This is a genomic window from Burkholderia sp. b14, from assembly GCF_900156195.1.
GTDB lineage: Bacteria > Pseudomonadota > Gammaproteobacteria > Burkholderiales > Burkholderiaceae > Mycetohabitans.
Map to the genome: position 1 here is coordinate 737,873 of NZ_FTPJ01000002.1, position 14,739 is coordinate 752,611.

9 protein-coding genes (1 of these 9 running past the window's edge) are annotated in these 14,739 nt (G+C 60.2%); 3 read left to right on the forward strand and 6 right to left on the reverse strand.

Features of this window, described 5'->3' with window-relative positions:
- A protein-coding gene (locus B0B13_RS04405) for a non-ribosomal peptide synthetase (RefSeq protein WP_083703618.1) crosses the window boundary here: on the reverse strand, positions 1-3,151 show its 5' end (the start). 26,825 nt of this gene lie to the left of the window's left edge; 3,151 of the gene's 29,976 nt are visible here — the first part of the coding sequence; it begins with the start codon at positions 3,149-3,151; the stop codon falls past the left edge of the window.
- A gap of 1,451 nt (positions 3,152-4,602) precedes the next feature.
- Here B0B13_RS04405 and B0B13_RS04430 point away from each other — a divergent pair.
- From B0B13_RS04430 to B0B13_RS04445, 3 genes are all read left to right on the forward strand, one after another.
- Positions 4,603-5,925, forward strand: coding sequence for an IS5 family transposase (locus B0B13_RS04430; protein WP_076794183.1), 1,323 nt, complete (start codon positions 4,603-4,605; stop codon positions 5,923-5,925).
- Between the two features lie 275 nt (positions 5,926-6,200).
- A complete protein-coding gene (locus B0B13_RS04440) occupies positions 6,201-8,327 on the forward strand; it encodes a VTT domain-containing protein (protein WP_076794470.1) in 2,127 nt (708 codons plus the stop codon).
- A gap of 5 nt (positions 8,328-8,332) precedes the next feature.
- A complete protein-coding gene (locus B0B13_RS04445; RefSeq protein WP_237574071.1) occupies positions 8,333-9,148 on the forward strand; it encodes an endonuclease/exonuclease/phosphatase family protein in 816 nt (271 codons plus the stop codon).
- Between the two features lie 94 nt (positions 9,149-9,242).
- Here B0B13_RS04445 and B0B13_RS04450 read toward each other — a convergent pair whose 3' ends face one another.
- The 5 genes from B0B13_RS04450 to B0B13_RS04470 form a co-directional block, all read right to left on the reverse strand.
- Positions 9,243-9,950, reverse strand: coding sequence for a succinate dehydrogenase/fumarate reductase iron-sulfur subunit (locus tag B0B13_RS04450; RefSeq protein WP_076794476.1), 708 nt, complete (start codon positions 9,948-9,950; stop codon positions 9,243-9,245).
- A gap of 171 nt (positions 9,951-10,121) precedes the next feature.
- Complete coding sequence (locus B0B13_RS04455; RefSeq protein WP_235091565.1) at positions 10,122-10,856, reverse strand: 4'-phosphopantetheinyl transferase family protein; 735 nt, start codon at positions 10,854-10,856, stop codon at positions 10,122-10,124.
- A 54-nt stretch (positions 10,857-10,910) separates the two neighbouring features.
- Entirely contained in the window at positions 10,911-11,864 is a 954-nt protein-coding gene (locus B0B13_RS04460; protein ID WP_370643245.1) for a hydroxymethylglutaryl-CoA lyase, read from the reverse strand.
- Positions 11,861-13,879 (reverse strand): acetyl/propionyl/methylcrotonyl-CoA carboxylase subunit alpha, encoded by a 2,019-nt coding sequence (locus B0B13_RS04465; RefSeq protein WP_076794480.1) that lies wholly within the window; start codon positions 13,877-13,879, stop codon positions 11,861-11,863. The genes B0B13_RS04460 and B0B13_RS04465 overlap by 4 nt, the downstream gene beginning before the upstream one ends.
- A gap of 73 nt (positions 13,880-13,952) precedes the next feature.
- Positions 13,953-14,738, reverse strand: a complete 786-nt coding sequence (locus tag B0B13_RS04470; RefSeq protein WP_076794482.1) for an enoyl-CoA hydratase/isomerase family protein — start codon at positions 14,736-14,738, stop codon at positions 13,953-13,955.
- Position 14,739 lies beyond the last annotated feature (1 nt).

Below are 14,739 nucleotides of genomic sequence, written 5' to 3' on the forward strand. Positions count from 1 at the left end.
TCGGAAAATGCAGGATGACAGAATTAATGACGATGGTGTCAAAGTAGCCTTGCGGCAAACCATCGGTAATATGTGCGGGCTGCGTGCGCAACTCAACGCGTGCCGTCAATTCAGCCTGCTGCGCCACTTGGGCTTTAAGCGTTTCAATAACGGGGGCGGAAATATCTGTGCCCCAATACGCTTCACAATGCGGCGCCAGGTGTGCGAGTAGCAGTCCCGTGCCTACGCCAATCTCCAGCACCCGCCGCGGTTGCAGCGCACGAATACGCTCAACCGCATCGGCTCGCCACGCTTGCATCGCCGACAACGGAATCGGCTGGCCATCGTAGCTGCTCTTCCAAATATTGAAGTTTTCACCAAAGGAATAGTCTGCGTCGCCTTGATAATACGTATCGTAGACCTTCTGCCATTCTTCGACTTGGTTTGCCTCCGTCGCGAGATCTCGCTCGGCAGGGGCTTCATCGAGTACGATGTAACTCACCAGCTGCGTATCGCCCGCCCGATCCTCTCGAGCGATCACCGCAGCTTGCGCCACGCCCGGGTGACGCTGCAGCACCGCCTCAATCTCGCCCGGCTCAACCCTAAAGCCTCGAATCTTGACTTGCTGGTCCGCCCGGCCGATAAACTCCAGCGCGCCATCCGAGCGCCAATACGCCAGATCGCCCGTTCGGTACAGCCGCGCACCGCTTGCATCGAATGGGTGAGCAATGAAGCGCTCGGCGGTCAGCCCCGGTCGATTGAAGTAGCCCCTGGCTACGCCCTCACCGGCTATATACAATTCCCCCACGACACCCACCGGCGCCGGACGCAAGCACGCGTCCAACACGTAGGCCGTGGCGTTATCCAGCGGCGTGCCGATCGGCATCGACGCTTGCGCTTGATACGGTGCCTCGATCAGATGGCACGTGGCAATGGTCGTCTCGGTCGGTCCATATCCGTTGATAAAGCGCAGGGTTGGACAGTGCTCAAGCACGCGCTGCGCCGCCGCGGCGGAGACAATATCGCCGCCCACCGTCAGCTGACGCACGCTGCGCAAATAGCTCAAGTCACCTTCGGCCATCACTTGAAACAGCCCTGCGCTCAACCATAGCGCGCTCACTTGATGCGCTCGGATAGTCTCTTGCAGCACATGCACGTCCAACTCACCCGGCGGCACAATGACGGCCTGACCACCACAGAGCAGCGGCGTCCACAGCTCATACGTGGACACGTCAAAGGCGTGCGACGAATGCAGCAGCACGCGATCGCGCACGGCGGACAAGCGCCGGTCTAAGGCCATATAGCGCACCGTGCGATGCACAATGCCCACCCCTTTGGGTTGACCAGTCGAACCCGACGTGTACATCAAATACGCCAGTTGCTCGGGTGAGCACGCCACCGTAGGGTTATCGCTTGGCTCCTGAGCGAGTGACGCATCGGCATCAACGGCAATGACATGCGCACTGAACGCATCGCAGCGCGCTTGCAATGGGCGATCCGTCAGCACGATGGGCGTGCATGTTTCACTCAATAACGTGTGCAGCCGGCTATCAGGCCATTGCTCGTTCAGCGGCATATAGACGCCGCCGGCTTTAAGGATGGCTAGTGCTGTTACCACGCGCTCGGGCGAGCGTTGCATTAGCACGGCCACTGGCGTCTCCGCCACCACCCCCAACCGGATCAGCCGGTGGGCCAAACGGTTCGCCTGAGCATTCAGCTCCGCATAACTAAGAGTCTGATCTACGCATACCAACGCAGTCGCATCGGGGTTACGCTGGACTTGTTTTTCAAACAGCTCGTGCGGCGTCCCGTCAGGCACCGGTTGCGCAGTGGTATTCCATTCGACAAGCAGGCGCTGCTGCTGCGCTGCATTGAGCCAGTCGACGTCGCTGACAGACTGAGTAGGCTCGGCATGAAGCGCTTTTAGGAACACTAAAAAACCATGTTGCGATTGGATGAATTCACTTGCCGTGTCGAATGCGCGGTCCGCATCAAGAGCAAGCCGCAGCATAGGGCTATCGGGCTGAGCATGGGCCACGACAAGGAGATTTTCGATAGAGTCCGTGGCTAAAAGATAGCTTGTTGACGGATACGCACCAAAAAACAGATGGTTATCCACCATCGCAACGTCCAATAGCGAGCCAAACAATCGCTGAGTGGGCGCCAATTTCAATACTTGGCGTAATGCATCAATCGGATAGCGTTGGTGCCGCAGTCCCTGATGGATTTTTTGTGCTACTTGGTCTTTTAGTGACGAGAGGGTTGTGCTTGGTCGAACAGTCAGCCGTATTGGCAGTATGTTAGATACCCTGCCAGGGACGCATCGATCCATACTTGAGCAAACAGCAACCGGGACGCCAAGTACCACGTCCTGCGCCCCAGTTAGCCGGTGCAAATAGGCCGCCATGGCGGCAGTAACGAGTTGGACTAAATCAATTGCAGAAAATTCAAATGTATCAATCCTCTGGCTATCGGACTGGGCAAGATCAGGAACATGGCGTAATTGATGATGAGCAGGGCTCGCAAGCTGGCTTGCGTGTATCATCGGTTCAGGCCAATTAGCGCAACGCTTGAGCCAATACGTTTCATCGCGTGCCCATTGTGCCGAATTGCGATATTGGGCATCCTTCTCTAACAATTGAGAGACGGACCTGAAAGGGTAAGGAGCAGGCTTGTCACCCTTACACATCGCGCTATACACATGTGCAGTGCGTTGCGCGATAAGGTGCATACCCATGCCGTCCATCACGATAGCGTGATAGCGTTGGTACCACAGCGTCTGGTCTGAAGCGGTTTGCAGCAATGCATAATGGAACAGCGGCCCTTGTAAAATATTCAATGACCGCTCATAATCAGCCCGCATCCATGCTTGAGCGGCAGCTTGCGAGTCCGTTTCCGCACTGAGGTCAACCCGCGATAGTGACCATGCTGGTGAGCCCACATACTGTTGAATTCCTTCATCGGTCTGGACAAAATGCAAACGCAAGCTATCTACTTCATTGATCACCTGCCGCAACGCTGCTTCAAACAAGGCTGGGTCAACGGCGCCTTCGATGACTGTGTACTGACCAATGGTATAGGCGCGGCTGTCTGGATAGTGCTGCTGAGCAAGCCAGACTTCCGTTTGAGCAGTGGATAACGGATACGTAAGCGGCGTGACGCTAATAGACATAATTGGGCTCCAAATCAGACGGAAAGCAATCCGCTTACATAGCCGAATCAGTCAGCTAACCATCTGTTACTTTGCAATTTTTAGTAGTACAAATTTCCTAACAATTCTCTTGCCCGCTTCTGCTTATACCAATTGGCGGCCTTTCAAAGGGTAGCTTTGCAGATGCCAGCAGATACCGTGCCACAATAAAAGATCGGACGCAATCGTCGGCCAATCTGACATCTCATGTGCATGCGGAACCAAGCCTAACGATCTATCGTAATACAGCGTTGTTAATTCCCATATCTGACCGGCTACGGTGGCTCACCGCTCTACTTAGGCAGGCTGATGTTGAGCGTGGCATGCGTATGGAATCCGCAAAACCGCTTCCCCGCTTAGGAAATCAACTGAACTCGACAAAACGCCACCCCCAATGGAGCGATGCAACATTGCAGACTAACAACTGAAACGTGGACAACTCAATGATACCTACACCCGTGCGAGCTATTGCCCGCACTTAAGACACCACCGCGTCACTTCTTGCAAAGCGGGTTCGAGGTAAGAAGGATAGGGAGAGAAGTGAGCATACCGCATAAGGACAACTTGCGCTGATGCTATATTGGGGTACTTCGTCATTACGTTCACTCCAGACATCGCCTGTATGAAACGGCAGTCACGACTGCCGACGAATCATCCCATTTTTTGGCTAAACCGCACCGCGCACAAGGATAAAGCTCCATTCCCGTGGAATGCTTATCATGGGCAAAACCACTATATATCGTAATTTTGAGCGGTCAAAGCACTTTTCCTTTCTAAAAACCGACAAAATCGGAACAAAAAAGCATTTAAACAGCATGTCGCTGGTGACCAGAATATGGCAGCAAGCGAGAAATACGAAGATATTTATGTTATTCATATTTATAAAACGGCACATGAGTAAGTTCAATAAAATAATTATCCCAAAAACCAACTTTATACGATGTTTTGAGAAACAATCAAAAAATTGCCGCGCTTACTGATCCAACCATAATCGGATTTCCCCCGTACTCCCGGACACGGTTCACGCTAAAGTAGATGAATCGGTCCTGCATCGGAACTCACGTGGCGAGCGATATTTCAATGCGCCATACGGATGCTTTTCGTTGTAGTGCCCGAGGGCCATGACGAGAGGGCTCGATGACCAGCGGGTTACGGGGCAACCGGATCGTCTCGTCATCCAGTGTGGCACGCATGGCGCGGGTAAGCACACAGCAGCGTGATTGGTCAGCGCGAATCCAATGTACAGCCATGTGCGAGTGATTACCGTTGCGAGCATCGCCGTGCCAAACGCCACGGCACCCGGCCTAATAAGTCGGACCTGAACAATCCGTCCAGGCTTATGCAACAAGGCTGGGAAGCTGAAAAGGTATTGTGGGAATTGCAAGAGGCAGGCATATTGGCGTGAATTTCCTGCAAATTTCGACGAGGGTTGAATGGGTCCGAAGACGCCGGCGCCAGAGGGAGATTTGTTCCGCCAGCCGCTGCGCGAGCAGATCAACTTAAAGCATCCATTGGTTCGTCTGGCCGATCTGATTGATTGGGACCGATTGAGCACGGCGATGAGCGCGAGCTTCGTGTCGCAGCGCGGCCGGCCGGCAACGTCGCCGCGTTTGATCGCGGGGCTGCTGTACTTGCAGCATGCGTTCGACTTGTCGGATGAGGACGTGGTCTGGCAATGGCTGGAGAACCCATATTGGCAGGTGTTCACCGGCCAGACGTACTTGCAGACGAAGCCGCCGATTGATCCGTCGAGCCTGACGCGCTGGCGCAAGCGGCTAGGCGAAGCCGGCGTTGAAGAACTGTTGGCCGAGACGATCGAAGCGGCCAAACGCGCGAACGTCATCAAGACTTCGAGCCTGAAGCGGGTGATCGTCGATACGACGGTGATGGAAAAGGCGATTGCGCATCCTACCGACTCGCGTCTGCTCGAGCGTTGCCGGGAACATCTGGTCAAAGCGGCCGCCCGGCACAGGCTGAAGCTGCGGCAAAATTACAATCGCGAGGCGCCGCGTCTGGCAAGCCAGGTAGGCCGCTATGCGCATGCGAAGCAGTACAAGCGGATGAACAAAGCGCTGCGCACTTTGCGTTCTCGGGTAGGCCGCGTGATGCGTGATGTCCAGAGGCAGCTGGACGGTGTCGCTGAGCAAAGTCGCGCGGCGTTGGAAGCGCTGATTGGCCGCACGAAGCGAATTCTCACGCAAAAGCACAAGGACAAAAACAAGTTGTATGCGCTGCATGCGCCGGAAGTCGAATGCTTGGCGAAAGGCAAACCACGCAAGCCGTACGAATTCGGCGTGAAGGTGTCGATCACGACGACGCACAAGGAGGGTCTGGTAATCGGAGCTCGTTCGATGCCCGGCAATCCCTACGATGGACACACGCTAGCCGAAGCGTTGGAACAGGCGGCGATCCTAAGCGACGTTCAGCCGCAGATGGCTGTCGTGGACCGCGGCTACAAGGGCGTCGCGGTCGATGGCGTGAAGCTCTATCATCCCGGCTTGCGACGCGGCATCACGCGCGGCCTGCGAGCAATGATTCGGCGTCGCAGTGCAATCGAGCCGGCCATCGGACACATGAAGTCAGACGGCAAGCTCGATCAAAATTGGCTCAAGGGTACGCTGGGCGATGCGATTCATGCGGTGCTGTGCGGCGCCGGCCACAACCTGCGCATGATCCTGCGCAAGCTGCGGCTTTTTTGCGCCCTGATCGGGCTTGCTCTGCTCAATCGTGAGGCTCACATGGTGTCAGCAGCATGAATTCGCCGCAGAGCAAAGCGAATTGTTCAGGACAGACTAATAAAGGTCATGCTCCACTGGCTCAGAGTTAGCACGCCGTTGCGCCGCTACGTCCACACGGCGATCGGCGCGTCGTCCGAGTTTAAGCCTCGTCGCCATCACCGGCATTGCCGACATATTGTCGCGCATCCACGCTCCACCGACATATGGCTCACGCGCCACCGGCACGCGGCTTGCTACGCGCGTCTCGATAGGGATGCCCTCCTGCGTCATATCCCGCGTTTAGAGGAACAACCTTGAACACTCGCTCAACCCATGGGCTGTTGGAAGTCGGCCGCAACTGCGACTCGCTGTGCCATGCCGATCGCTTCAGCGTGTTAATCGACGCCGCCGTGTATTTTTCGGCGTTGCGCGAAGCCATCCGCGGCGCGCAGCATACTGTTTTCATCGTCGGTTGGGATATCAACAGTCGAATGAAGCTGGTACCGCAGGGCGCGGCGGACGGCTTCCCCGAGCCGCTTGGCGCTTTCCTGCAAGCCGTAGCCAGCGCCAACCGGCGGCTGCGGATCTACGTGTTGGCATGGGATTTCGCCATGATTTACGCGTTCGAACGAGAATGGATGCCTGTCTATCCGACCGGCTGGCGTTCGCATCGACGGATCCTGTTCCGGATGGATAACACACACCCACGCGGTGCTTCGCATCACCAAAAGTTCGTCGTCGTCGATGACCGGCTCGCGTTCGTCGGCGGGCTAGACTTGACCCGCGCGCGCTGGGACACGCCGGCGCATGCTGCAAACGATCCTTGGCGCCGCAACCCCGACGGTTCGCCGTACAACCCGTTCCATGATGTCCACACGGTCTTCGATGGCGAAGCCGCGCGTGCGATCGGCCAATTGGCACGAGGCCGCTGGCGCCGCGCGTGCGGCAAGACGCTGGCGATCCGCGCCGAGCGCAACCTAAGCGGCACCGGCCCATGGCCGTCAAGCGTGCCAGTGGACGTGCATGATGTCGTGCTCGGCATTGCGTTGACCGCGCCGCCTTACCGCAACGAGCTTGGCGTGCAGCACATCCGTACGCTCACCGTCGACATCATTGAGGCTACGCAGCACAATCTCTATATCGAGAATCAGTACTTGACCGCCGCTGTCGTGCGCGACGCGCTGAGCCAACGGCTTGAGGACCCGCACGCGCCCGACGTCGCGGTGGTCGTGCCACGCAACCACAGCGGCTGGCTGCAAGAAGCCACCATGGGCGCGCTGCGTGCGCGGCTACACCGCGCGCTCACGCGAGCCGATCGCCACGGACACTACCGGCTCTGGTACCCCCACATCGACGGGCTGCACACGGGGTGCCTGAACGTACACAGCAAGCTGATGATCAGTGACAACGAGCGGCTTTGCGTCGGTAGCGCGAACCTGAACAACCGCTCAATGGTGCTCGACACGGAATGTAACGTCGTATTGGACGCCAATGGCAGCGACCGCGTGCGTGCAGTGATCGCGTCAATCCGAGACCGGCTACTCGCCGAACACCTAGATGTCTCGCCTGAAGCGGTGGCTGCCGCACTGCAGCATCATGGTCGCTTGAACGGTGCGATCGACGCGTTGCGGCACGACGCACGCACGCTCACGCCCCTGGATCCCACCATCCCGCCCGAACTCGAAGCGTTGGTGCCGGTTAGCGCGTGGGCGGACCCGGAAGTCCCGGTAGAACCGGACGCGCTGGTCCGGCAGTTCCTCGACGATGGTCAGGGCGCGCGCCCAGCGACTCGGCTGCTCCTTCTCGGGGCCTTCGCACTCGCATTAACCACGTTAGCCGCGCTGTGGCGCTTCACTCCCGCCGGTCAGGCATTGAGCGTAGCCCATGTCGTGCATTGGGGCGAACGATTGGCCGCATTGCCGCTGACACCAGCGATCGTGCTGCTTGGCTACGTCGTCGCTTCGCTAGCGGCCGTGCCCATCACGCTGATCATTGCCGCCACTGGACTGGTTTTTGGCACATGGCCGGGCGCAGCATACGCGCTAGTTGGCACGATGCTGGCTGCGGCGGCCACCTACTACGTCGGCGTCGGGCTGGGCCGCGACGCGGTGCGCCGGCTCGCCGGCTCCCGCGCGAATCGCCTGAGCGAGCGCATCGGCAAGCGTGGTTTGCTGACCATCCTGGTGCTACGACTGGTGCCGGTCGCGCCGTTCTCGATCGTCAACCTAGTGGCCGGTGCGTCCCATATCGGGATACGCGAATTCCTGCTCGGCACGCTGCTCGGCATGGCCCCGGGCACGGTGCTGACCGTGACGTTCGCACACCAACTGGTCGCATCGATCCGGCATCCCGACGCGGGCTCGCTCGCGTTGCTCATCGGCATCGGCACCGCGCTGGTGGCGCTGTCGATTCTATTGCACAAGCTGCTAAAAAAATATTGACCACCATGCCCTACTCAGAACTGCGTATTGCGACCTACAACATCCATGGCGCTGTTGGCCGAGGGCGACAACGCTCAACGCAACGCATCGCTGACGTTATCGCCGAACTAGACGCCGACATCGTCGCCCTTCAGGAGGTCCCGTTGAACGGCGCCTCCAACACGCCCGGCGTGCTGGACGATTTGCGGCATGCCACCGGCATGGAGGCAGTGGCCGGGCCAACGCTGCAGACCGAGCGTGGAGACTACGGCAATGCGGTGCTGTCGCGGCTACCGATTCGCGCGGCACGCACACTGGACTTGTCGTTTACGCGACGCGAACCGCGCGGCGCGCTCGATGCGGACATCGAATATGCGGACGGCGTGCTGCGCGTAGTCGCGACGCACCTGGGGCTGTCGGCGATCGAGCGCAGCGCACAGGTGCGCACGCTGCTCGCCGCATTCGACAGCAGCGAGTTGCCGGTAATCCTGTTGGGCGACATCAACGAATGGTTTGTGCACGGCCGTGCATTGCGCGCGCTGGTCGGGCATTTTCGACGGGCGCCGGCGCCACGCACGTTTCCGGCACGCTGGCCGATCCTCTCGCTGGACCGCATCTGGGTCCATCCTGGGGAATGGCTGATCGATGTCCAAGTGCATCGTAGCGCGCTTGCGCGCCTCGCGTCTGATCATTTGCCGTTGATTGCGCGCATCCGCGCAAACGGCAATGGTACTCGTCCTCTCGAGGTGGCCGGCGGCGTCGCGGCCGTCACGGGCCTGCGAGACAGCGCGACGCGCGCCGGTAAAGATTCGACCGGGGACATTCGTTCGCTACCGCGATAACATAGGCATGGGCTCGCAGTCGACAAAATACTCTAACGCGGCGCGCCATCGCGGGGTGTGATATTGCGCACGGACGAGCCGTCCCCGGGGCCGGCTAAAGCGCACGGCGCGCCAGCATGGAGCGAATATGCCCTATAGTGGCCGCGGGATTCAAACCCTTTGGGCATACATCCGCACAGTTCATGATCGTCCGGCAGCGAAACAGTCGATACGGATCCTCCAAATTGTCTAGACGCTCGCCGGTGGCTTCGTCGCGCGAATCTACGATGAACCGGTACGCCTGCAAAAGGCCGGCCGGACCAACGAATTTGTCCGGATTCCACCAGTACGACGGGCACGCAGTCGAGCAGCACGCACAAAGGATGCACTCATACAACCCATCGAGTTGGTCACGCTCCTGCGGTGTCTGCAATCGCTCGCGCTCCGGCGGCGGCGTATCGTTGACCAGATAGGGCCGGACCGAGTGGTACTGGTTGAAAAAGCTGGTCATGTCCACGATCAGGTCACGCACGACTGGCAGACCGGGCAATGGCCTGAGCTGGATGTGCGCCGGTAGCGATTGCATATTCGTCAGACAGGCCAACCCGTTCACGCCATTGATGTTCATCGCATCCGAGCCACAGATCCCCTCGCGGCACGAGCGACGGTAGGCGAGCGTCTCATCGAGCGCCTTGAGCCGTCCCAGCACGTCGAGCAGCATCCGGTCTTCGGGCTGCGGCTCGATCTCGTAGCGTTGCATGCGGGGGCGCTCATCCCGGTCGGGATCGTAACGGAAGACATCGATGACGCGTCGCTGGGTCATGGCAACAAGCTCCGGAAAGTCGAGCAGTAGGAAAATGGGATAAGCAACAACCATTCCCATGCCGGCGCGGCGCTGCCGACTCCTGACGGCTGGTTCATCCGACCTCAAATGCGCAGCATTCAACGGCAAGGTCGCCGACGCGACGCTCGATGACGGCGGGTATCCGCGGCATCAGCCAGCAGTGGGGGCTTGGCGCGGACGTGCGCTGACGCTGCCGGGCGGCCCGAACGCGATACAGCCAGCATAGTCGGCAACATCGTTGATCCAGTGCAGTTGCAGCGCCGCGATATCCCCCCATGCGCCACTCGCCGGCGCATCCACGCGCTGCACGCCCTGGGCAAACGGATCCACCGACACCTGCTGCAAACCATACCCAATACCGACGCCCAGCGCCTTGAGCACGGCTTCCTTGGCCGTCCAGCAGCGGAAAAAACCTTGAGCGCCCCGCACGTGGCCCCCCTCGCGCAGCGCACGCTGCTCGGCGTCGGTGCACACCGTTCCGAGCAACGCCTGCCAGTCGAGCATACGGTTCATGCACTCGATGTCCACGCCCACGCAGCGCCTGTCCGATAGCGCAATCAACGCATGCTGGCCTGCATGCGTGACGTTAAACGACAATGTGTCGCCGTAGCCGTCGAGTTCCGGCCGTCCGAACAGCCCCGACGAAAAGCGCAGCGACAGCGGCACACCACCGATATGCCTGGCAAGCAACGTTCGCAGTACGGCACGCGTCGCGGCAAAGCGCAGCCGATCCTCGTCACGCCGATAGCGTAAGGCCTGTTGCTGTTCATCGGCGGACAACCACGCCTGCAGCCGGTTCCATGCAGTGGGAGCGAGTGGGATCCGCACGTGCCACAGCATCACGTCATCGGGCCAGCACCCGCCGGGGTGCAGCAGGGTTGTCATCGTAATGTGTGTGGCGTCCTCGTTCATCGCTCGTGTGGGGGTTCTGAGGTTAATCTACGCTGCGTTGGCAAGCAGTGCCCTGCCGGCGCGCGCGCCGTTGGGCTTACCCATCGCACGGCTGATGAAGTCGCCCGCCGCAACGACTGCGTTTAGGTCAACGCCTGTCTCGATTCCAAGTCCGTGAAGCAGGTACAACACGTCTTCCGTGGCCACGTTGCCCGTCGCGCCTTTAGCGTAGGGGCAGCCACCGAGGCCCGCGACCGACGAATGAAAGATGGCGATACCAGCCTGCAGTCCCGCATAGATGTTCGCCAGTGCTTGTCCATAAGTATCGTGGAAGTGTCCGGCAATACGCTCGAGCGGAAAGACATGTGATACGGCCTCGGCCACCTCCAGCACACGGTTTGCAGTACCTACGCCGATGGTGTCAGCGATGTCAATTTCATCGCATCCAAGATCGCGCATCCGGGTCACCACATCGACCACGGCATCGAGCGCGACGTCCCCTTGGTACGGGCAGCCGAAGGCGCACGAGATGCTGCCGCGCAACCGCAGTCCGGCCTCTTTGGCGACCTTCGCGACAGGGGTGAACCGCGCAAGGGATTCAGCGATCGAGCAATTAATATTGTGTTGCGAAAACGCTTCGCTGGCCGCACCAAAAATAACCACCTCATCGAGCCGTGCGGCCAGCGCGACCTCGAGACCTTTCATGTTGGGCGTCAACGCCGAATACAGCGTGCCCGCCCGCCGTTGGATGCGGGCCATCACGTCAGCGCCGTCGGCCATTTGCGGCACCCATGTCGGTGACACGAATGACGCCGCCTCGATGTTTGTGAAACCGGCTGCGCTCAGCCGGTCGATCAGTTCCACCTTAACGTCGGTCGATACCTGCGATTTTTCCGCTTGCAGACCATCGCGGGGCCCCACTTCGACGATCTTCACCCGGCCGGGCAAACTGGGCATGTTGCGGCGGCACGCGGCCGCCAAACCGCTCCGTCCCTCCGTCATGCTGTCACCTCCAGAGTCAATAGCTGTGCGCCGTCGGCCACCTGGTCACCGGCCGCGTACAAGATCTGCTCGATCTTGCCGGCCGCCGGCGCCGCAATCGTGTGCTCCATCTTCATTGCCTCCAGTACGATCAGGGGCGTGCCCTTGTTGACCCGTGCGCCGGGTTCGACCAGCACCGCAATCACTTTGCCGGGCATCGGCGCGGTCAGCCGCCCCTCGTCGTGCTCGGCATCCGCCGCGTGGGCCAGTAAATTTTTCCATTCGAACGCAAACGCGTCGCCGCGCGAGAAAACATGGAAGGTATCGCGGTCAACGAATACGCGTCCGGTGATGCGCTGTACGCCGAGCGTCATACCCCATTCATGCGCGCCGTCGCCGCCCCACCACGCGAACGGCAAGGCTTTGCCGTTCAGCTCCAGCACCGCGCCATTCGAATCACACTGGAAACGCACCGCGATCGTCGCATCGTCTGCGCGCTCGACGTCACGCCATTCGATGACCTGCGTATAGTGGCCATTTAAGCGCCAATGCGACAGGGCGGTCCAAGGCGACGTATCCCGCTCACGCGCCAGCAGCGCGGCGCTGGCAAGCGCAAGGGCTTCGCCAACCGGCTTTTCCCGGCGCGCAAACAATACCGCATGATGGCGCTCGATCAGGCCCGTGTCGAGATCGGCATGCGTGAACGGCTCGCTGGTCGAGATTCGATGCAGGAATTCGATATTCGTATGCGGACCGACGATCTCAAACTCGCGCAGCGCGCGTGACAACCGCGCCAGCGCGTCGCCGCGGTCCGTGCCGTGCACGATCAGCTTGGCGATCATCGGATCATAGTGCGGCGTGATTGTATCGCCTTGCCGCACCCCGCTGTCAATGCGCACTGGCGCACGCGATGCCGGGCTGCCCTGTGCGCCGAGCCTGAACTCGACGGCGTCTGGCATCCGCAGATGCAACAGGGTACCGGTCGACGGCAGGAAGTCGCGCGCCGGGTTCTCCGCGTAGATCCGCGCCTCGATCGCATGGCCACTCACGTGCAGCTCGTGTTGTTGCAACGGCAGCTTTTCGCCGGCGGCGACGCGCAGTTGCCACTCGACTAGATCCAGTCCCATCACCATCTCGGTGACGGGATGCTCAACTTGTAGACGCGTGTTCATCTCCATGAAATAGAACTCGCCGCCCTGCGTCATGATGAATTCAACGGTACCGGCGCCAACATAGTCGACCGCGCGGGCCGCAGCAACCGCCGCCTTCCCCATAGCGCGACGCTTATCGTCTGACAAGCCGGGCGCCGGCGCCTCCTCGAGCACCTTTTGGTAACGCCGCTGCACCGAGCAATCGCGGTCAAACAAATACACGGCGTTGCGATGCTGATCCGCAAAGACCTGCACTTCGACATGGCGCGGACGCACCAGGTACTTTTCGATCAGCACGCGATCGTTGCCGAAACTGCTTGCCGCCTCGCGCTGGCACGAAGTCAGCGCGGCGGCGAATTCCTCGCGCCGCTCGACAACCCGCATGCCCTTGCCGCCACCGCCCGCGCTGGCCTTGAGCAATACCGGATAGCCGATCGCATCTGCTTCGCGCTGCAATCGTGCCCAGTCCTGATCTTCGCCGTGATAGCCCGGCACCAGCGGCACAGCAGCGGCCTGCATCAGCGTCTTAGCCGCTGCCTTCGAGCCCATCGTAGCGATCGCATCGACCGGCGGCCCGATAAATGCGATGCCGGCCGCCGTGCAAGCCTGCGCAAATGCTTCGTTTTCCGACAAAAAGCCATAGCCTGGGTGGACCGCCTGCGCGCCGGTGCGTTGGGCAGCATCAATGATCTGCTCGATGCGTAAGTAACTTTCGGCCGTCGGCGCTGCGCCGATATGGACTGCCTCGTCACAAATACTGACGTGCTTGGCCTTCGCATCGGCATCCGAATAGACCGCCACGCTGTGGATACCCAGGCGGCGGCACGTCACAGCCACACGACAGGCAATTTCACCGCGATTGGCAATCAGTATCTTCTTGAACATGGCGTACTATCCCGTTGAACCGCGCTGGTGGCACACCGCAATGGCCCGCGGCCAAACTAACGCGCGACCCGTTTCAGATGCACCACCCCGGCGCGCGCTTCTCGAGAAACGACGTCACCCCTTCGCGGCCCTCCGCTGAGGCCCGCACGCGTGCGATCCGCTCGGCGCTCTCAGCTATCAACTCGTCGGTCAATGGCCTGCCGGCGACGTCCTGCACCAGCCGCTTGGATGCGGCAACCGCACCGGGACCATTGGCCCTAAGCGCATCGGCCAGCCGGCGCACCGTCTCGTCCAGCGCGACTTGCGGCACGAGTTTGCTGACCAGCCCGAGCCGCAACGCGGTCACGCCGTCGAACGGCTCGGCGGTCGTGAAATAGCGCCGCGCCGCACGCTCGCCCATCGCGCGAATCACATAGGGCGCAATCGTCGCCGGGATCAGGCCGAGCCGCACCTCGGACAGGCAAAAATGTGCTTCTTCCTGCGCGACAACAATGTCCGCGGCCGATATCAATCCCATTCCGCCGGCGTAGACATCGCCATTGACGCGTGCCACCACGGGCTTGGGACAGCGGTCAATCGTTGCCAGCATTCGCGCGAGCGCGCGCGCATCAGCACGGTTCTCGTCGTCCGAGTAGCCGGCCATCTTGCGCATCCAGTTCAGATCGGCGCCCGCACAGAACGCCACCCCATTGGCAGCGAGCACGATCGCGCGGATTTCGCGGTGTTGGCCCAGCATGTCGAATGCCGACGTCAGCTCGGCAATCATCGTTTCGTTGAATGCATTGCGCACCTGCGGCCGGTTCAACGTCACAGTCGCCAGCGTATCCTCGCAATCGAGTGTCAAGGTGTCGTATTGCATT